Origin of the sequence: Burkholderia sp. Bp9142, assembly GCF_003853415.1 — a bacterium.
In the GTDB taxonomy this organism is placed as follows: domain Bacteria; phylum Pseudomonadota; class Gammaproteobacteria; order Burkholderiales; family Burkholderiaceae; genus Burkholderia.
The window spans coordinates 1-23,141 of record NZ_QTPP01000017.1 but is presented as its reverse complement, the minus strand read 5'-3'; the positions used below and the strand labels follow the sequence as shown (position 1 = coordinate 23,141).

The following is a 23,141-nucleotide window of genomic DNA, read 5'->3' as shown; positions in this document are numbered from 1 at the left end:
ATGCTGGAAAGCAGACAGCCCGATCGGTGCGAACCGATCGGGCTGTTTCGCTTGCGGCGGCGCCGCGCGTTGCTTACCGCTGCGTCAGCATCATGTACATCTGGATCACGACGTCCGGCGAGAACGTGAACGGCACCCAGCCGTAGCCGGTGTGGCGCGCGACCAGCAGGCGGTCGCCGTTCGACTGCTTCTGCACGGCCATCATCGGGTTCTTCGTCGTCACGAAGCGCCAGCCGGCCGGGATGCCGGGCGGCGGTTCCGGCTGCATCGACGCGCGCGTGTGCGCGAGTTCCTCGATCAGCTGGCCCAGCTGCTCCGGGTTCAGCGTGATCGACTGGCCGTTGACGGTCAGCGTCAGCTCGTTCTGCGACGGGCGGGCGACGTGCAGCGTCGCCTTGTCCGCGGGGGCCTCCGTGGCTTCGGCATCGGGGGCGACTTCGATCGCGGCGTCGGCTGCCGTCGTCGCGACGACGGCGGTGGTCGCGTCGGCCGGCGCTGCAACGACTGCATCGGCGGCAACCGGCGCGGCTGCGTCCGCCACCGGCTCGACAGCGGACTCGACAACCGGTTCGACGACTTCGACCGCGACGGCCGGTCCGGCTGCCACGGCCGCCGCGTTCGTCGCGGCGTCCTTCACGACGGCTTCGACCAGCGCCTCCGCGTCGGCGATCGCCTTCGCGTGACGCTCGGCGGCCGCTTCGGCCTGCGCGATCGCTTCGGTATGGCGATGCGCGACGGCCTCGGCCTGCGCAGTCGCGTCCGCGTGGCGTTGCGCCGCGGCTTCGGCGTGCGCGATCGCTTCGGTGTGACGCTGCGTGATCGCTTCCGCTTCGGCCGTCGCGTCGACGTGGCGCTGCGCGGCGGCTTCCGCGTCGGCGATCGCCTGCGTGTGACGCTGCGCGAGCGCCTCGGCCTCCGCGATCGCGGCCGCGTGGCGCTGCGTCGCGGCCTCGGCTGCGGCGGTCGCTTCCGCATGACGCTTCGCGGCGGCCTCGGCCTCCGTGGTGGCGGCGGCATGACGCTGCGCGGCCGCGTCCGCTTCGGTCGCGGCGGCGTGGTGACGTTGCGCGGCGGCCTCGGCTTCGGCGATCGCGGCCGCATGGCGCTGCGACGCGGCTTCGGCATCCGCGTGACGCTGCGCGAGCGCCTCGGTCAGCGCGGTCGCTTCGGCGTGCCGCTGGACGGCGGCTTCGGCCTGCGCGGCGGCATCGGTGTGGCGTTGGGCGGCGGCTTCGGCCGCGGCGGTGGCGTCGGCGTGGCGCCGCTGCGCGGCATCGGCGTCGGCGGCTGCGGCCGTGTGGCGCTGCGCGGCGGCCTGTGCTTCGGTCTCCGCCGCGGCGTGACGTTCAGCGGCCGCCTGGGCTTCCGCCGCGGCGGCGCGCGCGAACGCTTCCGCGCTGCGTGCCGCCTGCTGCGCGGCGTGGTGATCGTGGAGGAGCCGATCGACGCCCGCGTTGAGCGAATCGATCTGTTCGTTCAGGTTCATGCGTGTCTTCTCTGCGTAAGACCCGCGATTTTAACCGCTGCGCCGGTGCCGGTCCGTCAGCGACGTGTAACAAAGTGCGCAAAGCGGCGTGGAACGCGCCGCGTTGTGTTACTTCAGGTAGCCCGCCGAGCCGAACCAGTCGAGCGCGTCGCGCAGCCCTTCGCGGTACGGACGCGCGCGGTAGCCGAGCTCGCGCTCGGCCTTCGCGGACGTGAAGTACATCTTGTTCTTCGACATCCGCAGCCCGTCGACCGTCACGAACGGCTCCTTCTTCGTGAACTTCGCGACGGCCTCCGCGCCGAGCGCGAGCGGGTAGAGCGGCCAGCGCGGCAGCGCGATCGTCGGCGCCTTGCGGCCCGTCATCTGCGCGATGTCGGCGAGCATCTGCTGCAGCGGCAGGTTCTCGCCGCCGAGGATGTAGCGCTCGCCGATCCGGCCGCGCTCGAGCGCGAGGAAATGGCCGTGCGCGACGTCGTCGACGTGCACGAGGTTCAGCCCCGTGTCGACGAACGCGGGAATCTTGCCGAGCGCGGCCTCGACGATGATGCGGCCGGTCGGCGTCGGCTTCACGTCGCGCGGGCCGATCGGCGTCGACGGGTTGACGATCACGGCCGGCAGCCCTTCGTCGGCGATCATCCGCTCGACCGCGCGCTCGGCCAGCACCTTGCTGCGCTTGTAGACGCCGATCGCCTGCTCCGCCGTCAGCGGCCGGTTCTCGTCGGACGGATCGCCCGCGCTCGTGACCTTCAGCGTCGCGACGCTGCTCGTGTAGACGATCCGCTCGACGCCTTCGGCGCGTGCGGCGCGCATCGTCGCGACCGCGCCTTCGAGGTTCGCGCGCTCGATCTCGTCCGGATCCGGCGCCCACAGCCGGTAGTCGGCCGCCACGTGCAGCAGGTAGCGCACGCCGCGCAGCGCGGCGCGCATCGACGTCTCGTCGCGCATGTCGCCGGTGACGATCTCGGCGTCGAGATCCGCGACGTTCGTGCGCGGGCTGGTCGGGCGTACCAGCACGCGCACCGCGAAGCCTTTCTGCTGCGCGATGCGTGCGACGGCCGAGCCGACGAAACCGGACGCGCCGGTGACGAGAACGAGATCGCGGGAAGTATCAGTCATGCGTTTCCTTCAGGGCCGCGCGCGGGCGGCGCGGCGGTTGTGCGTCGGCGAGATTGTACGTGGTCGGCGCGCACCGCGACGCAAGCGCCGCGCGGCGGCCGCACCGGTCGCGGACGGCCGCCTGCGACCGCCCCGCCGGGCACGTGTGCGAAGCGGCCGACGCGACTACAATGCCGGGCTTGAATGCAACGGGAGGGCGACGCGATGAGCCGCAATGAACTGGACGAACGGATCGAGACCTACTACGTGCGGGTGCGCGGCGTCGTGCAGGGCGTCGGTTTCCGTCACGCGACGGTGCGCGAGGCGCACGCGCTGAAGCTGCGCGGCTGGGTCGCGAATCGCGAGGACGGCAGCGTCGAGGCGATGATCCAGGGCCCCGGCGCGCAGATCGACCGGATGCTCGCATGGCTGCGCCACGGGCCGCCGTCCGCGCGCGTGACCGAGGTGACGTTCGAGGAGCGCAAGATCGAAAAGCGCTTCGAGCGCTTCCAGCAGCAGTAAGGCGAAAACAACATGACGGGGTATCCGGAGGCCGGGCGCGGCCTCATGCTGTCGGTGATGGCGTCGACGCTGTTCGCGCTGATGTCCGCTTACGCGAAACTGCTCGCGCCGCTCACGGGGCTCGACATCTTCGCGTGGCGTGTCCTGTGGACCGCACCGGGCGCGCTCGCGCTGATCGCGCTGCGTGGCCGCTGGCCGGCGCTCGTCGAACTCGTGCGGCGCAGCGTGCGCGACGGGCGCCTGCTGATCGCGCTGCCGGCGAGCGCGGCGCTGCTCGGCCTGCAACTGTGGCTGTTCCTGTGGGCGCCGTTGCACGGACGCATGCTCGAAGTGTCGCTCGGCTATTTCCTGCTGCCGCTGACGATGGTGCTCGTCGGCCGCTTCTACTATCACGAACGGCTCGACCCGCTGCAATGGGCGGCGGTCGTCTGCGCGGCGCTCGGCGTCGTGCACGAGGTGTGGGCGACGCGCGCGTTCGCGTGGCCGACGCTCGTCGTCGCGCTCGGCTATCCGCCGTATTTCGTGCTGCGCCGCCGGATCAACGCCGATTCGCTGGCTGCGTTCGCGCTCGAGATCGCGCTGCTGTGTCCGGTCGCGCTCGTGATGGTCTCGGCGAGCGCGACGCAGGTCGGCGGCCATCCGCTGCTGTGGGCCTTGCTGCTGCCGGGGCTCGGCGTGCTCAGCACGCTCGCGCTCGCGAGCTACCTGAAGGCGAGCCGGATGCTGCCGATGGCGCTGTTCGGGATTCTCGGCTACGTCGAGCCGGTGCTGCTCGTCGCGGTGTCGCTGCTGCTGCTCGGCGAGACGCTGAGCGTCGCGCAGCTCGCGACCTACGGGCCGATCTGGGCCGCGGTCGCGCTGACCGCGTGGCACAGCGCGATGCTGATGCGGCGCTTGCCCGTGCGCGGCTGAGCGTCGTCGCTCGGCGGCGCGACGGCGGCGACGGACGTGCTGCGCATCGCGCGTTCCTTGCGTCGAATCCCGCGATGCCGGCGTCGAACTGGCGTTGAGCTGACATCGGGCTGGCCGCCTCGCCAGCGTTGCATCGCCGATGTCACGCCTGTAATCGAACAGAAGATTCCGTTGCACTTTGTTACTTAGGGTATCCCCGACCGGCCGCTAGACTGACCTGACCGTCTTCTCTTCGTATGCGGCTTTTCCATGAACGGTCATCTCCGTGCCGGGCCGGCCGGGTTGGCGCGATGCGGGCATACGCGCATCGCCGCTGATCGCGCGCGTCTTCTCCTTTCCGAACCTTTCGCCGGTGCGTGCCGCGCCGTCGTCGCGCAGGTGCGGCCATGCCGCTGAGCGCGCCGCCCGTCGCCACGACGCCGCCGGCGCGCGGCGGCCGCCTGATCGAAGTCGATTTCTTCCGCGGGATCGTGCTGCTGATGATCGTCGTCGATCACATCGGCGCGAGCGTGCTGTCGCGCGTGACGCTCCACGCATTCGCGCTGTGCGACGCGGCCGAGGTATTCGTGTTCCTCGGCGGCTTCGCGACCGCGAGCGCATACGGCGCGATCGCCGACCGGCACGGCGCGCGCGCCGCGCAGCAGCGGTTCGTGCGCCGCGCGATGCAGATCTACCGCGCGTTTCTCGCGACGTCGACGCTGATGCTCGTCGTGTCCGCCGTGCTCGACCATTACGGGATCGACGCGCCGAACCTCGCGCTCGACGACGTCAGCGTGATGCTCGCGTCGCCACTCACGGGCGCAGCCGAGCTGCTCACGTTCCAGCGCCAGCCGTATCTCGCGTCGGTGCTGCCGATGTATGTGCTGTTCGCGCTCGCGTCGCCGGTGATCGTGCCGTTCGCGCGCCGCCATCCGTGGCTGCTCGTCGCGTTCAGCGCGGCGTCGTGGCTCGCGGCCGGCTGGCTCGGCCCCGAGTTGCTGGACACCGATTCGTTCCGCTGGAGCTTCAACCCGTTTGCGTGGCAGCTGATGTTTGTCGCCGGCGTGCTTGCGCGCTGCCAGCCCGTGTACCGGCACATCGCGCTCGGGCGCTGGAGCGCCGCGGCGACCGGCGTTGCCTGCGCGATCGTGCTCGGTTGCGCGAGCTACAAGCTGTTCTCCGGGTTGCCGGTGCCGGAAGGCGTGCTCAAACGCGATCTCGCGCTGCCGCGCATCGTGAGCTTCGCGGCGATCGCGTGGCTGATGGCCGACTGCGTGCGCTACGGCTGGATCGCGCGCATTGCGCAGGCCGTGCAGCCCGTCGTCGCGGTCGGCCGGCGCGGCTTGATCTGCTTCGTCGCGGGCGCGGCGATCTCGCTCGTCATCGATTCGCTGCTGCATCCGGTCGCGAACGGCGCCGAGCTGCGGCATCTCGGCGTGGGCCTCGCGGCCGACGCATGCGCGGTCGGGCTGATGATGGCCGTGGCGGGTTCGGGAACGTGGTTCGCGCGCTGGCGCGGCGCGGCCGCGTGAGCGGTACGGGAAAACGCGCAGGCGGCGCGCAACGTGCCGCGCGGCGTCGATGACGTCAGTGAGGTGAGCCGATGCGGGAGCGGGGGACGATGGTCGCGTCGTCGGATTCGGCGTCGTCGCGTTCGTCGGACTCCGGATCGTCCTGCTGCGCGAGCACCGCGTCGGCTTCGGCCGCGGCCCGGGCGGCGCGCAGTGCGGTGCAGCGCTGCGCGTGCCGGATGTCCGACAGTATCCTCAAGAGCCGAGTCGTTTTGCTTTTCATGATCTTCTCCCACCGGTGCGCATCGCGACGGAGCGGATGCGCCGTTGCAACCAGTGTAGGACGTGCCGGCCGCGGCGGCGGGAGAATGTGGCGTGCACGCCGCACGCCGAGGGATAGTACTTACTGGGCCGAGGCCATCGCCTGCGCCTGCACCGCTTCTTCCTCGCGGCGCTCTTCCGTGCAGCGCTGATGCTGGCGTGACAGGCGGTTCATCATCGGCAGCAGCAGCAGGGCGAGCAGCATGCCGATCGCGGCGAGCCAGCCGAGCTTCTCGAACAGCGACAGGTAGAGCGGCAGCGATTCGGTGGCCGGCAGGTCGTGCGACGGCATCTGCGCGAAGTTGGCGACGACGCTGCCGAGATACTGCGACACACCCGTCGCGACGAAATACGCGCCCATCATGAAGCCGCTCATGCGCGCCGGCACGTAGCGGGCGATCATCGCCAGGCCGAGGCCGCTCACCAGCAGTTCGCCGAGCGAGTAGAGGCCGTAGCCCCACACCATGAACCACGACGACACGCGGCCGTCCACCGCGTAGCGGCCGCTGATCGTGAACACCAGGTAGCCGGCCGCCACCGCGCCGAAGCCGAGTGCGTACTTCGCCGCGACCGGCAGGTCACGGCCGCTCTTCGAGACCGCGTTGTAGATCCACACGAGCACCGGGCTCAGCATCATGATCCAGATCGGGTTCAGTGCCTGGAACTGCGCGGCGCTCCACGTGAACAGCGTCGTGCCGAACAGGATGAAGCGCGGATCGACGTTGCGCAGCGCGAACAGCGTCAGCGACGTCGACATCTGCACGTAGAAGATGAAGAACAGGATCACCTGGCCGATCAGCACGAGCGCCGCGATCAGGCCCGCCCGCTCCGAACGCTCCGACTTCGCGATCATGTACGCGAAGATCGCGAGGATCGCGAACGCCGCCGTCCACACGCTCGCGACCGCGAGCTGCTTGTGCTGCAGCACGTACAGCGTGATCAGCGCGAGCGCGACGCCGCCTGCCGCCACGCCGCCGAGGCGCTTCCAGCGGATCGGTTCGTCGTCGGGCTGCGAGCCGATGTGCGCGAGCGTGCGGTGCATCAGCATGAAGTTCAGGATCGCGAGCAGCATGCCGGCGCAGCAGACCGCGAACGCGGTGTGCCAGCCCCAGTGATCCTTGATCCACGGCGTCGCGAGCATCGACACCGTCGAGCCGATGTTGACCGCCATGTAGTAGATCGTGAACGCGCTGTCGATGCGCGCATCGTCGCCTTCGTAGATGCGGCGCACGAGGTTCGCCGCGTTGGCCTTGAACAGGCCGTTGCCGACGACGATCACGCCGAGCGATGCGTACATGTACGCCAGCGCGTCGTTCGGAACCGCCAGCATCAGGTAGCCGGCGCACAGCACGGCCGCGCCGATGATCGTCGTGCGGCGGGCGCCGAGCACCTTGTCGCCGATCCAGCCGCCGATCGACGGCGACGCGTAGACGAGCGCGGTAAACGCGCCCCAGGTCAGGTTCGCATGGCTGTCGGTGAAACCGAGCCGGTCGACCATGAAGAGGACCAGGAGCGCGGCCATGCCGTAGTAGCCGAAGCGCTCCCACATTTCGATGAGGAAGACCGTCGTAAACGATCGGGTTTGTGAAACAGGTGCGTGCATCATCAATCTCGTTTGAAACGGACGGCGCGGATCGCGCGTCGCCTTGGGGGTCGAACTGGCGCCGGAGCACGGTGGCCGGGTAGGCTTTGCGTCGGCGATGGAGCAGTCTGGCTAGGGTCTGATCCCGCTAATAACGGGCTTGCGCTGGCCCCCAGAAGGGCCGAGCGCAAGGAATGCGACGAAGCGAATACTCGACGTATTCGCGAGGAGCATGACGCGGCGATCGGCCCTTCTGGGGGCCAGCCCCACGAATGATTTTTTCCAAACAGGGGAACGTACCTTGCCGGCCGCACTGCGGCGTCGATCGTCGCTTGTTTGGCTCGGCCAAACGGCGCTCCTCGCTCCTTGCATTGCAACCGGCAAGGCACGTTCGCAAGCCCGTTATTAGCGGGAACAGACCCTGGCCCGGGCCGGGGCCGGACGCCGCCGGGCAAGGCGGTGCGAGGCCCCGACCGGCGCGCGAGTGGTAACGTTCGCCGGTCCGGTGCGTCAGGTCCGCGCCACTCAGGGAAACTCCCGATATGGCAGCAGCTTTCAGGAACATTCGTCTCATCATCTATTTGTAAACTTTCCCGCCCGGCCTCCGAAGATTCCCGGAGAGCCGCTTGCAGCTTGCCTGTGAAGCCGGCGAGTCTGGCAAGATAGCGCGTCGTTTCGCTCGCTTCGGGCCCTGTTTAGTGCACCGGGCTCAACGCCGAAGACGTGTGCGAACCCGAAGATTAAGCTATCTCGATTTAACTTAGTTACTTTCCATCAAACATTTTTTGACGACCACTTTTCGGCCTGCTATGGTTCCCCCCACTGAAAACTCGCGGTCGGCAGACGCCGTCGCACTGGGCAGCAAGATTCGCGCGTTGCGCCAACGTCTGAAGCGCACGCTCGACGACACCGCTACCGCCGCGGGGATTTCGAAGCCGTTTCTGTCTCAAGTCGAACGCGGGCTCGCGTCGCCGTCGCTGACGTCGCTGGCCGGTATCGCCCAGGCGCTCGGCGTGACGGTGCAGTACTTCGTGGATACGCCGAGCGAGGAACGCTCGGTCTGCAGAGGCGAGCAGTTGCGCTTCTTCGGATTCGCCGATTCGGCGAACCTGTTCGCGAGGCTGACCAACGTGACCGAAGGGCGTCAGCTCGAGGCGATCCTCGTGCGGATGCCGCCGGGGCAGAAACGGTCGGAGGTGACGACACATGCAGGAGAGGAGTTCCTGTACGTGATCGAAGGGGAAGTGTCGCTGACGCTGGAAGGCAAGACGTTCGTCCTGCAGGCCGGAGACAGTTCGCACTATCAGTCGACGGTCCCGCACAGCTGGGTCAACACCGCGAAGATCGAGTCGGTGGTGGTCTGGGTCGGTACGCCGCGGCTGTTCTAACGCACAGGTATTCCTTCGTTTCCTCGACGGGATACTTGTCGAAAGAAACGTAAGGAATACTAAGATGCAATACGAGAATCACGGGCCTCCTCAATCGCTGTACCCGTCAGCGTCTCACGCGTAATCCGCGGCATCCGCCGCGCAACGCTCACCGAACAACCTTCTCAAGACTGCCACGATGAAATCCTTGCATGCCATGTCGGCCGTGCTGGCCGCGCTCGCCCTGACGACGCCCGCCGCTCACGCCGTGACCGTTCCGTCGAACGTCGCGCTCGCTCCTCAACAGGACCTGACGCGCCAGGTGCCCGCCGAAGTCGAGTCGCTCGACCCGGCGCACATCGAGTCGTGGACCGGCAACACGATCGGCCTCGACCTGTTCGAAGGGCTCGCCCGCATCGACGCGGCCGGCCAGGTCGTGCCGGGCGTCGCGCAGTCGTGGGAGCGCAAGACGCCGCAGACGTGGATCTTCAAGCTGCGCCACGATGCGAAGTGGAGCAACGGCCAGCCCGTGACGGCCGCCGATTTCGTCTACGCGTGGCAGCGTCTCGTCGATCCGAAGACGGGCTCGAAGTACACGATTCTCGTCGAGTTCGTGAAGAACTCGAAGGACATCATCGCCGGCAAGGCCGCGCCGACGACGCTCGGCGTGCGCGCGGTCGACCCGTACACGCTGGAAGTGACGACCGACGTGCCCGTCGCGTTCTTCCCCGAGCTGACCGCGATGGCACCGCTCGCGCCGGTGAACAAGGACACCATCGCGAAGTTCGGCGACGCATGGACGCGCCCGGGCAATCTCGTCAGCAACGGCGCGTACCAGCTCGTCGACTGGCAGCCGAACAACCGCATCGTCGCGACGAAGGATGCGAAGTACTGGAACGCGTCGAAGGTCGTGATCAACAAGGTCACGTACCTGCCGATCGAAAGCGACGAAACCGCGATGCGCATGTACCAGGCCGGCCAGATCGACTACAGCTACTCGATCCCGTCGGGCATCTTCCAGCAGGTCAGCAAGCAGTTCGGCGGCGAACTGCGCCCGGGCCTGCAACTCGCGACCTACTACTACTACCTGAACAACAGCGACGCGGCGCTCAAGGACAAGCGCGTGCGCCAGGCGCTGTCGATGGTGATCGATCGCGACGTGCTGACGTCGAAGCTCACGCAGGCCGGCGAGAAGCCGATGTACGGCCTGATGCCGAACGGTACGAAGGGCGTGCAGCCGTTCACGCCGGAATGGGCGGCGTGGCCGATGGCCAGGCGCGTCGCGACCGCGAAGGACCTGCTGAAGCAGGCCGGCTTCTCGGACGCGAAGCCGCTGTCGTTCACGCTCACGTACAACACCAACGACCTGCACAAGAAGGTCGCGCTGTTCACGGCATCGGAATGGCGCACCAAGCTCGGCATCAACACGAAGCTCGAGAACGTCGAGTTCAAGGTGCTGATGAAGGAGCGCCATGACGGCAAGGTGCAGATCGCGCGCGACGGCTGGTTCGCCGACTACAACGACGCGATGACCTTCTTCGACCTGATCCGCTGCGGCAGCTCGCAGAACACCGTCGGCTACTGCAACAAGCAGGTCGACACGTTCGTCGAGGACGGCAACCAGAAGCTCGACGACAAGGCGCGCGCCGCGCTGCTCACGCAGGCGCACGACACGGCGATGAACGATACGCCGATGGTGCCGCTGTTCCAGTACTCGGCCGATCGTCTCGTGAAGCCCTACGTGGGCGGCTACTCGCTGAAGAACGTGATCGACATGCGTGCTTCGCAGGACATGTACCTGATCAAGCACTGAGCGGAGCGATCATGCTGGCCTACGCATTGAGACGCACGTTGTGGGCGGTGCCGACGATTCTCGCCGTCATCACCGTCTGCTACCTGCTGCTGCATTTCACGCCCGGCGGTCCGTTCGATACGGAGAAGCAACTGTCCGCCGCGACGCTCGCGAACCTGAACGCGAAGTATCACCTCGACGAGCCGCTGTGGAAGCAGTACCTGCTGTATCTCGGCTCGCTGCTGCACGGCGATCTCGGCCCGTCGTTCCGCTACGTCGACTGGTCGGTGAACGATCTCGTGAAGAAGGCGCTGCCCGTGAGTCTCGGCGTGGGCGGCGTGTCGATCCCGGTCTCGATCGTGTTTGGCGTGCTGCTCGGCACCGTCGCGGCGGTGCGCCGCGACAGCCTGATCGACCGCTTCGTGATGCTGATCGGCAACTTCGGCAACGTCGTGCCGCCGTTCGTGCTCGGCCCGGTGCTGGTGTGGATCTTCGCGATCCTGCTGAAGACGTCGGCCGGCAACGGCTGGCTGCCGGCCGGCGGCTGGGGCGACGGCGGCTGGCAGTACCGGCTGCTGCCGATCGTGCTGCTGACCTTCATCAACGTGTCGCTGCTCGCACGCGTGATGCGCGGCTCGATGATCGAGACGCTGTCGAGCAACTACATCCGCACCGCGCGCGCGAAGGGCCTGCCGGGCTCGACGATCGTGCTGCGCCACGCGCTCAAGCCCGCGCTGATGCCGGTCGTGTCGCTGTTCGGCACGGTCTGCATCACGTCGATCACGGCGGCCGTCGTCACCGAATCGGTGTTCGCGCTGCCGGGGCTCGGGCAGCTCGTCGTGAACGGCGCGATCAACCGCGACTACACGCTGGTGCTCGGCCTCGTCGTGCTGACGACCGTCTTCGCGGTGCTGTTCAACCTGCTGGTCGACCTCGCGTACGCGTGGCTCGATCCGCGCATCCGTTATTGAGCGAGGCACTGCGATGACCCCGACTACTCCCGTCGTCGGCCTGCCCGTGCAGACCGACTCGCCGCCGCGTTCGCGCTCGCCGCTCGCGCTCGCGTTCGCGCGCTTCCTTCACAACCGCGCGGCCGTGTTCAGCCTCGTGCTGCTCGCGCTGATCACGCTCGCGTGCTTCGTCGGCCCGTGGCTGCTCGCGGCCGATCCCGCCGCGAGCGACTGGGGCTCGATCAGCCTGCCGCCGACGCTCGCGAACCAGCACTGGTTCGGCACCGACGAACTCGGCCGCGACCTCCTGGTGCGCACGCTGATCGGCGGCCGCGTATCGATCGAGGTCGGCTTGCTCGGCACGCTGGTGTCCGGCCTGTTCGGCGTCGCGTGGGGCGCGACCGCCGGCTTCGCGGGCGGCCGTGTCGACTCCGCGATGATGCGCGTCGTCGACATGATGTACGCGATCCCGTACCTGCTGATCGCGATCCTGATGATGACCCTGTTCGGCCGCTCGTTCATGCTGGTCGTGCTGACCATCAGCGCGTTCTCGTGGATCGACATGGCGCGCGTCGTGCGCGGCCAGACGCTGTCGCTGCGCAATCGCGAGTTCGTCGACGCGGCGCGCGCGATCGGCGTGTCGCCGGCGTCGATCGTGCTGCGCCACGTCGTGCCGAACCTGCTCGGCGTGGTCGTCGTGTACGCGACGGTCTCGGTGCCGAACATCGTGCTGACCGAATCGGTGCTGTCGTTCCTCGGCCTCGGCGTGCAGGAGCCGATGACGAGCTGGGGCGTGCTGATCCAGGACGGCGCGCAGAAACTGGAATCGATGCCGTGGCTGCTGCTGGCGCCGGCCGTCATGCTGTGCGTGACGCTTTACTGCGTGAACTTCGTTGGCGACGGCCTGCGTGACGCGCTCGACCCGAAGGATCGCTGAAATGGCAGCTCTGCTGGAAGTAGAAAACCTCGGCGTGCGCTTCTCGCGCAAGGACGCACCGCCGATCGACGCCGTGAGCGGCGTGTCGTTCTCGCTCGAAGCCGGCAAGACGCTCGGCATCGTCGGCGAATCGGGCTCGGGCAAGAGCCAGACCGTGATGGCGCTGCTCGGCCTGCTGGCCGGCAACGGCACGACGACGGGCGCCGCGCGCTATCGCGGCGACAACCTGCTCGAGATGGACACGCGCGCGCTGAACGCGGTGCGCGGCGACCGGATCGCGATGATCTTCCAGGATCCGATGACGTCGCTCAATCCGTTCCTGACGATCGAGCGGCAGATGACCGAGACGTTGCAGCTGCATCGCAAGCTGTCGCGCAAGGAAGCGACCCGGCGCGCGATCGAGGCGCTCGAATCGGTGCGGATTCCCGATGCGGCGCGCCGCATCCGCATGTATCCGCACGAGTTCTCCGGCGGCATGCGCCAGCGCGTGATGATCGCGATGGCGCTCTTGTCCGAGCCGGAAATCCTGATCGCCGACGAGCCGACCACCGCGCTCGACGTGACCGTGCAAGCGCAGATCATCGACCTGCTGCGCGAGCTGAACCGCGAGCGCGGCACCGCGATCGTGCTGATCACCCACGACATGGGCGTGGTCGCGGGCCTCGCGGACGACGTGATGGTCATGTATGCGGGCCGCACCGTCGAATACGCGCCGGCCGAGTCGATCTTCGCGGCGCCGTCGCATCCGTACACGATCGGCCTGCTCAATGCGCTGCCGCGCCTGACCGATGCGGACGACGCGCCGCTCGTCGCGATTCCCGGCAATCCGCCGATGCCCGGCACCGCGCCGGCCGGCTGCGCGTTCGCGAAACGCTGCACGTACGCGGAGGAGCGCTGCGGTGCCGTGCGCCCCGCGCTCGAAACCTATGACGCGGCGGGCGCGGTGCGCGCGTGCCACCGGCCGCTGGCCGATCTGACGGGAGGTCTGCGATGAGCGTAGATGAACACCGCCATGCCGGCGCGACGGGCGACACGCTGCTGTCCGTCGAGGATCTGAAAGTGCATTTCCGCGTGCCGCTCGGCGCCTATCCGTGGTCGCCGAAGGGCACGCTGCGCGCGGTCGACGGCGTGTCGTTCGACGTGAAGCGCGGCGAGACGGTCGGGCTCGTCGGCGAGTCGGGCTGCGGGAAGTCGACGCTCGCGCGCGCGCTGATCGGCCTCGTGCCGATGACCGCCGGCACGGTGCGCTGGCGCGGCGAAGCCGTCGCGCCCGATCACCTGCGCGGCACCGCGATGCGCCGCGAAGTGCAGATGATCTTCCAGGATCCGCTCGCGTCGCTCGATCCGCGCATGACGATCGAACAGATCGTCGCGGAGCCGCTCGTCACGCACCACGCGGGCCTCGGCCGCACCGAGGTGCGGCGCCGCGTGGTCACGATGCTCGAGCGCGTCGGCCTGAATGCGCATCACCTGCTGCGCTATCCGCACGAATTTTCCGGCGGGCAGTGCCAGCGCGTCGGTATCGCGCGCGCGCTGATCGGCGATCCCAGGCTCGTGATCTGCGACGAACCCGTATCGGCACTCGACGTGTCGATCCAGGCGCAGATCGTGAACCTGCTGCGCGATCTGCAGCGCGAACTGTCGTTGTCCTATCTGTTCGTCGCGCACGACCTGGCGGTGGTGAAGGCCATCAGCCAGCGCGTGCTCGTGATGTATCTCGGCCGCGTGATGGAGTTCGGCACGCGGCATGACGTGTACGGCGTGCCGCAGCACCCGTACACGAAGGCGCTGCTCGATGCGGCGCCGACGCCTGAGCCGGCGCGCGAGCGTGCTCGCCGTCCGATGCTGCTGGCGGGCGAGATGCCGTCGCCGCTCAACCCGCCGTCCGGCTGCGCGTTCCGCACGCGCTGCCCGGTCGCGATCGACGCGTGCGCGCAGGACATGCCGCTGCCGGAAGTGCGGCACGGCTCGGCGGCGCGTGTCGCGTGCATCCGGGCGGGCGTGGCGGCGTGAAGTGACGCAGCAAACATAACCAGGCAGGTCAACAGGGGCAGGGTGCGGCGCGAACGATCTTCGCGCCGCGGGTAAAGGCGCGTCCGCAGCCGGGCTCGCCGGGGGGCCGGAAGCGGATCGCAACCGGCATGGACGATATCAACACAAGACGAGAATGACGATGAAAAAGCAAAAGACGATCGGGACGGCATCGAAGATGCTGCTCGCATGGGGCTTGCCGGCGCTTGCCGGCGTATCGCTGACCGGCATCGCGCACGCCGACGACGCGGCCCCCGCACCGCTGACGGTCGCGCAGGCCGCGCCGTCCGCCGGCGCAAGCACGTCGGTTGCGCAGGCAACGACCCCGAACGCCATTATCAACGCCGAGGCGAACCAGGCCGTCACGCCGCCCGATGAGCCTTCGGCGCAGTCGAAGTCGAACGGCTTCATTGCCGACAGCCACCTGAACTTCCTGTTCCGCAACTATGCGGACACGCTCGACAACAAGGGCGGACCGCATCGTCACGCGTGGGTCCAGGGCGCGATGGCGAACTTCGAGTCGGGCTACACGACCGGCCTGATCGGCATCGGCTTCGACGCGTCGCTGTATGCGGCGTTGAAGCTCGACGGCGGCGCCGGCGCCGGCAGCATGGTGCACATCGCGAAGGGCGGCGGCGGTTCGAACCAGCTCGCGTGGGCCTATCCGGGCATCTACGACGTGAAGGCGCGCATCTCGAACACGGTGGTCAAGTACGGTCTGCAGGCCGTCGACAACCCGTTCATGGAGCAGCACGACAACCGTGCGCTGCCGCCGACCTTCCTCGGCGCGACGATCGTCAGCAATGAGTTCAAGAACGTGATGCTCGAGGCCGGCAGCTTCACGAAGACCGATGCGCGCGGCCACACGACGCTCACCAACCTCACCACGCAGTACGGCGGCACGCGCGTCAATCGCCTGACCTACGTCGGCGGCACGTGGGACTATTCGCCGAACGGCGAGCTCGCGCTGTACGCGAACCAGGCCGACGACGTGTGGCATCAGTACTACGCGTCGCTGAAGCACAGCATCGGCGATACGAAGTCGGTCAAGTGGACGGGCTTCGCGAACGTCTACTCGACGCACGATACGGGCGACGCGCTGCAGGGCAAGATCAACAACAACGCATACAGCCTGTCGCTGGCCGCGCAACACGGCCCGCACGAGCTGCTGCTCGGCTTCCAGCAGGTGCTCGGTGACCAGTTCTTCGACTACCTGAACGAAACCAACGGCATCTTCCTGACCAACTCGATGGACGTCGACTACAACGCGCCGCACGAAAAGTCGCTGCAGCTGCGTTACACGTTCTACGGCAAGGAAGCGGGCCTGCCGGGCTTCAAGGCGATGGTCTGGGGCGTGACGGGCTGGGGGGCGGACGGCAGCGCGGGTGCCGCGAACGATCCGGGCAAGTCGAGCATCTACTGGAGCAACGGCGCGCCGGTGCAGGGCCGTCACCACGAGTTCGGCTTCATCCCGTCGTACACGTTCCAGAGCGGCAAGCTGAAGGATACGAAGGTCACGTTCATCGCGATGTGGCACACTGGTTCCACGCACACCTCGGACGCGACCAACAAGGAGTACCGCCTGGTCGTGAACGTGCCGCTGCACGCGTTCTGATGGAAGGGGGACGCAAGGTCCCCTCGGTATGTCCCGTCTCGCGCGGCCGGCCTGCAGTCAGTTCGCTCAGGCCGGCTTGTGCAACCCCGCCACCGGATCGTTCGCGGCGGGCATGTCCTCCACCAGCGACGCGAGCTGGCGGCCGGTGTCGCGCCACGCATCGAGGCCGCCGCGCAGTGGCAGCGCGTCGGTGAACCCTGCGTCGAGCAGGCGCCTGGCCATCAGCGCGGCCGTCACTTCGTTCGGGCACGAGCAATACACGACGAACTTCTGCGAGAGCGGATAGCGCGCGACGATGTCGTCGATCTGCCGCTCGTCCGCGAACTGTGCGCCAGGAATCGTGAACGGGTCGAGCTTGCGGTGCTCGGGCGAACGCACGTCGAGCACCACCGGCGCGGTCGGATCGCGCAGCAGCACGTCGAGCTCGTCGACGCCGATCCGCGCGCTCGCGAGCTGGCGGATCAGCGCGCGGCGGCGCATCCAGCGCACGGCCGCATAGATCGCCAGCAGCGCGACGATCACCAGCAGCACCGCGCGGCCGAGCCGGCTCGCGCCGGCGAACAGCCAGTCGATCTGCCGGTAGAACACGAGCCCCGCGATGAGTCCGACGATCGTCCACAGCGCGGCGCCGAGCGCATCGTAGCCGGCGAACGTGCGATAGCGCGTGCCGAGCGCGCCGGCCATCGGCACCGACACGAGCGACAGCCCGGGAATGAAGCGGGCGACCGCGAGCACGCGCACGCCGTAGCGGCCGAAGAACCGTTCGGTCTTCTTCACGCAGGTATCGCGCGACAGCGACAGCCGGCAGATCGTCTTCAGCGTCGAGCCGCCGTAGCGTCGCCCGGCGACGTACCAGATGGTGTCGCCGATCAGCGCACCGAGCACCGACAGCGCCAGCACCGTCACGAGCTGCGAGCCGATCATCGCCGGATGCATCGCGGCCATCGCGCCGAACAGCACGAGCGTCGGCATTGCCGGCACGGGCAGGCCGACGGCCGCCGCGAGCACATTGGCGAACACGAGAAGCGGCCCGTATTGGGCGACGAGGTCACGGAGCATGACGGCTGGCCGAAAAGGAAGCGCGTGAGGAGGATACGGAGATGGGCCGATTATCGGCCATTTTCAACCGGGCGGCGGGGAATGACGTAAAGCGCCTGACGGCGGCAGGGGGATGCGGGCAGATCGGTGAGCCGGTGCGTTGCGCGCGGCTCACCGATCGACATCAGGAAGGGGTGCGGGCGAGCGATGCGGCGCCGTGGTTTTCGCCGGGCAGCTCGGCGCCGTGCGAGCGGATCGCCGCGATCAGTTCGGCCGGCGTGATCTCGTAGCGGACCTCGCGGTGAATGCCGGGCTTGCGTTCGTCGATCTCGATCAGCAGCACGCTCTTGCCGTCGCCGGTCGATTCGAGCCGGAGCGAGCGCAGTTCACGGCCGTCGGCCGGGTCGTGTTCGGTGAGCAGGGTCATTGCCCCGGATGAGCCGGTAGTGCGCATCGAACCTATCCTCGTGTCGTGTGTGCCGGGTTGGCGAAGATGTCGTTGTTGAATGCAGCTTGACGAAGTTTAACGCGAACGGGCCGCAATACGGAGCATTTTCGTGGGCACGAAATGAGGGCTGCACCAGCCATCCTTCTGAAGTTTGTCCCGCGCCGGGCAAGCGTTTCAGCCGGATCGGGCGGCGCCGCGCCCGGTGCCCGGGCGGTGTTTCCGGCCGGGCAGGCGCGGTGCCGTGGTGCCGTCAGAAGCGGTCGGCGAGCCCCATCGCCGGGTCGCTGACCGAGTGGCGGCCGGTTTCGACGCGGCCGGCCACGCGGCGCGAGAAGCGCGCGTCGCTGTCGGCGGTGACGACGAAGTCGTACCAGTGGCCGGTCGAGTCGAGCTTCCAGTGCAGCTCCGACTGGCCGCCGGCGCGCACCGTGACGGTCCACGTCGTGCCCGCGTCGTTGCCGTGGCCGCGATCGTCGTTCGCGCCGCGGCCGGCCAGCGGGCCGTACACCTGGTTCGATTGCACCGTGAAGCGCACGGTGCTGCCGCCGTCGTTGCGCAACCGCAGATGCAGGTTGCCGCTCGCGCCCGCATAGCCGACCCGGATTTCCGGGTGCGGGGCGCGCGCATCGGCCAGCCGGGCGAGATCGCCGGTGAAGCGGCGGTGATAGCCGTTCGGGCCGAGCACCCACAGGTCATATTTGCCGCTGTCGTCGGCCAGCGCCGCCCAGTCGCCGCGCAGCGCCTTGCCCGGCTCCACGACGTAACGGCGCGGCACGCGGTCGAGGTGCAGCTTGTCGTAGACGTGGAACACCGCCGCCGCGCGGCCGGTGTTCGCGAACTTCAGCGTGACGGTGCCCTTGCCGGCATCGACCTGCGCGCTTGCATGCAGCTCGTACGGCAGCGCGCGCGACGGGCGCACGCCGGTGGCCTGCGCGGGCAGCGACGGCGTGGCCGGCGGCGTGATCTTCGGTGCGGCCTGCTGCGCGGCGCTCAATGCGTCGACCTGGCTTTTCGTCGTGCGGCCCGCGAGCGTCGGCAACGGTTCGTCGTTCGGCGCGCGGAAGTTGAACGCGCTCGTCAGGTCGCCGCACACCGCGCGGCGATACGCGCTGATCTGCGGCTCGACGACGCCGAAGCGCTTCTCGAGGAAGAGCAGCGTCGACGTATGGTCGAACACCTGCGAGTTGACCCAGCCGCCGCGGCTCCACGGCGACACGACCCACATCGGCACGCGCGGGCCCGGGCCGTACGGACGGCCGTCGGCCGCGGGCTGGCTCGACGTGGCCGGCGCGAAGTCGTGGTACTCGACGGCGACGTCGGTGTCCGCGAGTGTGTGGCCGCCCGCGAGCGAGCCGTCCGCGTTGCGCGACGGCACCGCCGGCGACGGCATGTGGTCGAAGAAGCCGTCGTTCTCGTCGTAGTTGATCAGCAGGGCGGTTTTGCTCCACACGTCCGGATTCGCGGTCAACGCGTCGAGCACCGCCTGCACGTACCACGCGCCCTGCGCGGGGCTCGACGGCCCCGGGTGTTCGCTGTACACCGACGGCGGGATGATCCACGACACTTCGGGCAGCGTGCCGTTGCGGATGTCGTCGCGGAACGTCTCGAGGAAGCCGTACGGCATCGTGTTGCCGAAGCCCTTCGCGAGCGGACTCAACGGATCGTCGATCGCCGGATCGTAGAACGCGCCGGCCGCCGTCACCGGCTGCGTGATGTCCGTCGACGCGACGTACGCGGGCCGGCGCGCGGCCGGCATCTGCTCGATGGCCGCGCGCCAGTGGCGAAAGCTCATCATCTCGTTGCAGCCGAAATTGTCGATCAGGCTCTGGTAGACCTTCCAGTGCACGCCGGCCTGCTGCAGCCGGTCCGCGTAGGTCGTCCACGTCCAGCCCTGGCTCGACGGGCCGATGTCGTTGCCGCCGTTGAACTGGTTGTTCAGCGCGGCGAGCTTCACACGGCTGCCGTCGGCCGGGCTGATGCCGTTCGGGCCGTTGGTGCCGCTCCAGTAGAACAGCCGGTTCGCGATCGTGCCCGTGTGCATCCCGCAGTGATAGTGGTCGCACAGCGTGAACGCGTCGGCGAGCGCGCGCTGGAACGGCACTTCGGCGGCGTCGTAATAACCCATCGACAGCGGCGTCTTTGCATCGGGCCAGCGGTTCATCCGGCCATGGTCCCACGCGGCCTGCGCGTCGGCCCACGAGTGCGGCGTGCCGCCCGCGCGCTGCGCGTTGCCCTGGCTCGCGTCGAGGTGGTACGGCGTGAAGGTCGTCGCGGGCATCGCTTTCGTGTAGGTCTGGTAGAACACGTCGCGGCCGTTCGGCGACGGCACCGCGAAGCGGTCGCCGTAACCGCGCACGCCCTTGAACGTGCCGAAGTAGCCGTCGAACGCGCGGTTCTCCATCATCAGCAGCACGACGTGCTTGACGTCCTTGATGGTCCCCGTTTCGTGAAACGCGGGAATCGCGAGCGCGCGGCGGATGCTCGGCGGAAACGCGGACAGCGCGGCGGCGGCGAGGCCGGAAGTGGCGGCCTGCTGGAGGAATGTGCGGCGTGACGTCATGGCGTTCTGATCCTGTGATGATGGGAGCGTTCGTGACTTCGTCTGGTTGCGCCCGTGTGTCGGCCCCCCTCCGGGACCGTCCGCGATGCGTGTGCGTTCGAGTGCGTCGGCCGTTGCTCGATCCTGTGCGCCGCGCGCTCGTGATGCGCGGGGCGGGACGTCGGCACACGCCGGCCCGGCGCGTGCCGGGCAGGGCGGCGCCCAGTCTAGGGAGCGCAGATGACGTCGGCGTGATGCGGAAATGACATGCATGACGTGCCGGTGACGTTGCGTATGCAACCAATATGCGACGCGCCGTGACGACGTCGACATGGTGAGAAATTACCGGTTTACCTTGAGATGAACGGTCAGGAATTGCCGATTGCATGAAACCTGCGTGACGCCGTGTGGTTGCGCCTGCAACGGCATCGCGTTGTGTGGCGGCGGGCGGCAGCCGACGAAGCATGCGTGCAGCACGATGCGTCGTTGCGCCGACGACACATGAGCGCACGTCAGCGATGCCCCATGTCATATCCATTCGAGAATTCGTTGGTTTTCAACCGGCCGCGCGAATCGTATCGTCGAGCGATTTGCCGGTCGTCGTAGTCGTTGCAGTTGGCACGGTTGCGTGGTGTGTGCATGGCGCTGTCGGTCGTGGCTTTCCGCGTCGATGCCCGCGCGCCGTGCGCGGCCGATTCCGGCATGCGTGGTGCCATCCGTCGATGGCTTTCATTGTTTCGTCGCTTCGTCGTGTTTTCGCTTCGCCGCTTCGCGCGCATGGGACGGCCGTCGCTGACGTGCAGGCTCCGACCGTCGCGCGACGCCGCGTCCCGCAACCGTCTCTTTCAACGGAACCCGCCTTGATGAAAACCGTTCTCCGGAACCTGACCGCCGCCTGCCTGTTCGCCGCCGCGGGTGCGGCGTTTGCCACCACCGCGCCGCAGGGCGCCGCCGTATCGAGCCCGTCGGGCGACGGCGCGCATCTGCCGCCCGGCATCGCGTGGCAGCAGGGCGATGTCGATGCCGCGTTCGCGCTCGCGAAGCGCACCGGCAAGCCGCTGCTGCTCTACTGGGGCGCGGTGTGGTGTCCGTCGTGCAACCAGGTGAAGTCGACGATCTTCAGCCAGCAGGCATTCAAGACCCGCTCGTCGTTCTTCGTGCCCGTGTATCTCGACGGCGATACCGAAAGCGCGCAGAAGCTCGGCGAGCGCTTCAAGGTGCACGGCTATCCGACGATGATCCTGTTCCGCCCGGACGGCACCGAAGTGACGCGGCTGCCGGGCGAAGCCGATCTCGAGCGCTACATGCAGGCGCTGTCGCTCGGGATGACGGCCGCGCATCCGGTGCGGCAGACGCTCGCGACCGCGTTGAACGGCGGCGCGACGCTGACGCCGGACGAATGGCATCTGCTCGCCGACTATTCATGGGACACCGACGGCGCGCTGCCGGTGCCGGCCGATCGTGTCGCGGTGACGCTGCAGACGCTGTCGCAGCGGGCGCGCGCGGCCGGCGCGAAGGCGGATGCCGCGCGGTTCGCGCTGAAGTCGGCGGTGGTCGCGGCCTCGGACGATCCCGCGCAGGCCGGTGCGCTCGACAAGGCCGCGCTCGCCGATGCGCTGCGCGCGGTGCTGCGCGAGCCGGCGCTGGCGCGGGCCGATTCGGACGTGCTCGTCGCGGCACCCGCGCGCGTGGTCGTCTATCTCGGCGTCGATGCCGCGCAGCGTGCGAAGCTGCGCGGCGCGTACGACACGGCGCTCGCGAGCCTGTCGACTGACACCACGCTGTCGTCGATCGACCGCCTGATGGCGCTGCACGGCCGCGTGCTGCTCGCGCGCGGCGACGCGCGCGCCGGCGCGCCGCTCGCTGCGCCGGCGCTGGTTGACACCGCACGCAAGCAGATTGCGGTGTCGGTGCAGGGCGCCGTGAACGCATACGAGCGGCAGGCGCTGGTCAGTGAAGCGGCCGATACGCTGACCGATGCGGGGCTGTACGACGAATCCGATGTCTTGCTGAAGGCCGAGTTGCCGCGTTCTGCGACGCCGTACTACTTCATGTCCGGACTGGCCGCGAATGCGAAGGCGCGCGGCGACAAGGCCGCGGCGCTCGACTGGTACCGGAAGGCGTACGACTCGGCAAGCGGACCGGCGACGAAGCTGCGCTGGGGCGCGACCTACTTCGCGAATGCGGTCGCGCTGGCGCCGGACGATTCGGCGCGGATCGAGGCGATCGCCGCGAGCGTGCTCGCGCAGGCCGGCAGGACCAAGGATGCGTTTTATGGGGCGAACCTGCGTGCGCTGACCAAGGTCGTCACGCAACTGAACCGCTGGCGCGGCGGCGGCGCGCACGATGCGTCGGTCAGGTCGGTCGTGAGGCAGTTCGACGGGGTGTGCGCGAAGCTGCCTGCGGGCGATCCGCAGGCAGCGGCATGCGCGAAATTGATTCAGCCGGTGAAGGCGTAATGATGTGAGGGCGCGCGCCCGGGCGCATCGTTACGGCGATTACCGGCCGGACTCAGACGATGTGCCGCGATCGCTGCCATACCCGGCACGCTGCTGGCTGGCAATCTTCGCTTCGGCGGAAACGATGCTGGCCGGATAGAACCAGTCGCTCGGCTGGAAGCCGGCTTGCTTGAGCGCCTTCACTTCGGCGTGGACCTGCGCGCGCGTGAGCGGCGGGTTCGACTGCGCTTGCGCGGCGAGCGGGGCGGATACGGCCAGGGCAATGGCAGCTGCACGAATCAGGCGCTTCATGATCGGGACCTCCATGTTGTCGACCGGGCGGCCGGCCTTCGTTCGACGAAGCGGCAGCGGTTGAAAACAGTGTAGGCCCGGCCCCGCGCGGGAAAAATGCGATCGCTCCCAACGCAGTGTTCTGCTGCCGGCAACAATGGGCGGGTCGGGGCGGGGGGGGGGGGGGGGGGGGGCGCGCCCCCGCGGGGGGGGGGGGGCGGCGGGGGGTGTTAAACGCGGGGGAGCACAAAAACCACCGCGGGGGGGTTAAGGTGGGCGCCGAGGAT

General features: G+C 68.4%; 19 protein-coding genes. 11 read left to right on the top strand and 8 right to left on the bottom strand.

From position 1 onward, the window contains the following. Positions 1-73: 73 nt before the first annotated feature. Together DIE22_RS19675 and hpnA are read right to left on the bottom strand one after the other, a co-directional pair. Positions 74-1,486, bottom strand: coding sequence for a phage tail protein (locus tag DIE22_RS19675; RefSeq protein WP_124605928.1), 1,413 nt, complete (start codon positions 1,484-1,486; stop codon positions 74-76). A gap of 108 nt (positions 1,487-1,594) precedes the next feature. Beyond that, the gene (gene hpnA, locus DIE22_RS19670) at positions 1,595-2,602 is read right to left on the bottom strand and encodes a hopanoid-associated sugar epimerase (RefSeq protein ID WP_124498693.1); all 1,008 of its coding nucleotides are present in this window, start codon (positions 2,600-2,602) and stop codon (positions 1,595-1,597) included. A 204-nt stretch (positions 2,603-2,806) separates the two neighbouring features. Between hpnA and DIE22_RS19660 the strand changes: the two genes are divergently transcribed. The 3 genes from DIE22_RS19660 (at position 2,807) to DIE22_RS19650 (ending at position 5,526) form a co-directional block, all read left to right on the top strand. Continuing rightward, the gene (locus tag DIE22_RS19660; protein ID WP_124498692.1) at positions 2,807-3,103 is read left to right on the top strand and encodes an acylphosphatase; all 297 of its coding nucleotides are present in this window, start codon (positions 2,807-2,809) and stop codon (positions 3,101-3,103) included. A gap of 12 nt (positions 3,104-3,115) precedes the next feature. Then, positions 3,116-4,015 (top strand): EamA family transporter RarD, encoded by a 900-nt coding sequence (gene rarD, locus DIE22_RS19655; protein ID WP_124498691.1) that lies wholly within the window; start codon positions 3,116-3,118, stop codon positions 4,013-4,015. Between the two features lie 386 nt (positions 4,016-4,401). After that, positions 4,402-5,526, top strand: a complete 1,125-nt coding sequence (locus DIE22_RS19650; protein ID WP_124498690.1) for an OpgC domain-containing protein — start codon at positions 4,402-4,404, stop codon at positions 5,524-5,526. A 55-nt stretch (positions 5,527-5,581) separates the two neighbouring features. On the opposite strand, the gene DIE22_RS19645 is transcribed toward DIE22_RS19650, so the two are convergent. Beyond that, complete coding sequence (locus tag DIE22_RS19645) at positions 5,582-5,788, bottom strand: hypothetical protein (protein ID WP_124498689.1); 207 nt, start codon at positions 5,786-5,788, stop codon at positions 5,582-5,584. Positions 5,789-5,908: 120 nt separating this feature from the next. Further along, positions 5,909-7,432, bottom strand: coding sequence for a peptide MFS transporter (locus DIE22_RS19640; RefSeq protein WP_124605927.1), 1,524 nt, complete (start codon positions 7,430-7,432; stop codon positions 5,909-5,911). Positions 7,433-8,217: 785 nt separating this feature from the next. Between DIE22_RS19640 and DIE22_RS19630 the strand changes: the two genes are divergently transcribed. The 7 genes from DIE22_RS19630 to DIE22_RS19600 all read left to right on the top strand — a co-directional run bounded on the left by DIE22_RS19630 (position 8,218) and on the right by DIE22_RS19600 (position 16,100). Beyond that, positions 8,218-8,796 (top strand): cupin domain-containing protein, encoded by a 579-nt coding sequence (locus tag DIE22_RS19630; protein ID WP_124498687.1) that lies wholly within the window; start codon positions 8,218-8,220, stop codon positions 8,794-8,796. A 178-nt stretch (positions 8,797-8,974) separates the two neighbouring features. Further along, positions 8,975-10,588, top strand: a complete 1,614-nt coding sequence (locus DIE22_RS19625; protein WP_124498686.1) for a peptide ABC transporter substrate-binding protein — start codon at positions 8,975-8,977, stop codon at positions 10,586-10,588. An 11-nt stretch (positions 10,589-10,599) separates the two neighbouring features. Beyond that, a complete protein-coding gene (locus tag DIE22_RS19620) occupies positions 10,600-11,538 on the top strand; it encodes an ABC transporter permease subunit (RefSeq protein ID WP_124498685.1) in 939 nt (312 codons plus the stop codon). A gap of 13 nt (positions 11,539-11,551) precedes the next feature. Beyond that, on the top strand, positions 11,552-12,454 hold the full coding sequence (locus tag DIE22_RS19615) for an ABC transporter permease (protein ID WP_124498684.1): 903 nt from the start codon (positions 11,552-11,554) through the stop codon (positions 12,452-12,454). A 1-nt stretch (position 12,455) separates the two neighbouring features. Beyond that, positions 12,456-13,448 carry an ABC transporter ATP-binding protein gene (locus DIE22_RS19610; RefSeq protein ID WP_124498683.1) on the top strand — a complete coding sequence of 331 codons (993 nt, stop codon included), beginning with the start codon at positions 12,456-12,458 and terminating at the stop codon, positions 13,446-13,448. Then, the gene (locus DIE22_RS19605; RefSeq protein WP_124498682.1) at positions 13,445-14,467 is read left to right on the top strand and encodes an ABC transporter ATP-binding protein; all 1,023 of its coding nucleotides are present in this window, start codon (positions 13,445-13,447) and stop codon (positions 14,465-14,467) included. The genes DIE22_RS19610 and DIE22_RS19605 overlap by 4 nt, the downstream gene beginning before the upstream one ends. A gap of 160 nt (positions 14,468-14,627) precedes the next feature. Then, positions 14,628-16,100, top strand: coding sequence for an OprD family porin (locus tag DIE22_RS19600; RefSeq protein WP_124605926.1), 1,473 nt, complete (start codon positions 14,628-14,630; stop codon positions 16,098-16,100). Positions 16,101-16,166: 66 nt separating this feature from the next. On the opposite strand, the gene DIE22_RS19595 is transcribed toward DIE22_RS19600, so the two are convergent. The 3 genes from DIE22_RS19595 to DIE22_RS19580 form a co-directional block, all read right to left on the bottom strand. Beyond that, complete coding sequence (locus DIE22_RS19595) at positions 16,167-17,159, bottom strand: DedA family protein/thiosulfate sulfurtransferase GlpE (protein ID WP_124498680.1); 993 nt, start codon at positions 17,157-17,159, stop codon at positions 16,167-16,169. A 163-nt stretch (positions 17,160-17,322) separates the two neighbouring features. After that, the gene (locus tag DIE22_RS19585; RefSeq protein WP_040138862.1) at positions 17,323-17,592 is read right to left on the bottom strand and encodes a hypothetical protein; all 270 of its coding nucleotides are present in this window, start codon (positions 17,590-17,592) and stop codon (positions 17,323-17,325) included. 244 nt (positions 17,593-17,836) lie between these two features. Further along, positions 17,837-20,146, bottom strand: a complete 2,310-nt coding sequence (locus DIE22_RS19580; protein WP_124605925.1) for a phosphocholine-specific phospholipase C — start codon at positions 20,144-20,146, stop codon at positions 17,837-17,839. A gap of 842 nt (positions 20,147-20,988) precedes the next feature. On the opposite strand from DIE22_RS19580, the gene DIE22_RS19575 reads away from it, so the two are divergent. Further along, entirely contained in the window at positions 20,989-22,584 is a 1,596-nt protein-coding gene (locus tag DIE22_RS19575) for a thioredoxin family protein (RefSeq protein WP_124498676.1), read from the top strand. Positions 22,585-22,623: 39 nt separating this feature from the next. Here the strand turns inward: DIE22_RS19575 and DIE22_RS19570 are convergent, their stop codons facing one another. Then, entirely contained in the window at positions 22,624-22,875 is a 252-nt protein-coding gene (locus DIE22_RS19570) for a DUF4148 domain-containing protein (protein WP_124498675.1), read from the bottom strand. Positions 22,876-23,141: the final 266 nt, after the last annotated feature.

Bases quoted from the DNA above. Each gene is read 5' to 3' on its own strand.
- DIE22_RS19595 (WP_124498680.1), bottom strand. From the start codon at position 17,159: ATGCTCCGTGACCTCGTCGCCCAATACGGGCCGCTTCTCGTGTTCGCC.
- DIE22_RS19660 (WP_124498692.1), top strand. From the start codon at position 2,807: ATGAGCCGCAATGAACTGGACGAACGGATCGAGACCTACTACGTGCGG.
- DIE22_RS19625 (WP_124498686.1), top strand. From the start codon at position 8,975: ATGAAATCCTTGCATGCCATGTCGGCCGTGCTGGCCGCGCTCGCCCTG.
- DIE22_RS19575 (WP_124498676.1), top strand. From the start codon at position 20,989: ATGAAAACCGTTCTCCGGAACCTGACCGCCGCCTGCCTGTTCGCCGCC.
- DIE22_RS19610 (WP_124498683.1), top strand. From the start codon at position 12,456: ATGGCAGCTCTGCTGGAAGTAGAAAACCTCGGCGTGCGCTTCTCGCGC.
- hpnA (WP_124498693.1), bottom strand. From the start codon at position 2,602: ATGACTGATACTTCCCGCGATCTCGTTCTCGTCACCGGCGCGTCCGGT.
- DIE22_RS19585 (WP_040138862.1), bottom strand. From the start codon at position 17,592: ATGCGCACTACCGGCTCATCCGGGGCAATGACCCTGCTCACCGAACAC.
- DIE22_RS19605 (WP_124498682.1), top strand. From the start codon at position 13,445: ATGAGCGTAGATGAACACCGCCATGCCGGCGCGACGGGCGACACGCTG.
- DIE22_RS19630 (WP_124498687.1), top strand. From the start codon at position 8,218: ATGGTTCCCCCCACTGAAAACTCGCGGTCGGCAGACGCCGTCGCACTG.
- DIE22_RS19675 (WP_124605928.1), bottom strand. From the start codon at position 1,486: ATGAACCTGAACGAACAGATCGATTCGCTCAACGCGGGCGTCGATCGG.
- DIE22_RS19620 (WP_124498685.1), top strand. From the start codon at position 10,600: ATGCTGGCCTACGCATTGAGACGCACGTTGTGGGCGGTGCCGACGATT.
- DIE22_RS19600 (WP_124605926.1), top strand. From the start codon at position 14,628: ATGAAAAAGCAAAAGACGATCGGGACGGCATCGAAGATGCTGCTCGCA.
- DIE22_RS19645 (WP_124498689.1), bottom strand. From the start codon at position 5,788: ATGAAAAGCAAAACGACTCGGCTCTTGAGGATACTGTCGGACATCCGG.
- DIE22_RS19580 (WP_124605925.1), bottom strand. From the start codon at position 20,146: ATGACGTCACGCCGCACATTCCTCCAGCAGGCCGCCACTTCCGGCCTC.
- DIE22_RS19615 (WP_124498684.1), top strand. From the start codon at position 11,552: ATGACCCCGACTACTCCCGTCGTCGGCCTGCCCGTGCAGACCGACTCG.
- DIE22_RS19570 (WP_124498675.1), bottom strand. From the start codon at position 22,875: ATGAAGCGCCTGATTCGTGCAGCTGCCATTGCCCTGGCCGTATCCGCC.
- rarD (WP_124498691.1), top strand. From the start codon at position 3,116: ATGACGGGGTATCCGGAGGCCGGGCGCGGCCTCATGCTGTCGGTGATG.
- DIE22_RS19650 (WP_124498690.1), top strand. From the start codon at position 4,402: ATGCCGCTGAGCGCGCCGCCCGTCGCCACGACGCCGCCGGCGCGCGGC.
- DIE22_RS19640 (WP_124605927.1), bottom strand. From the start codon at position 7,432: ATGATGCACGCACCTGTTTCACAAACCCGATCGTTTACGACGGTCTTC.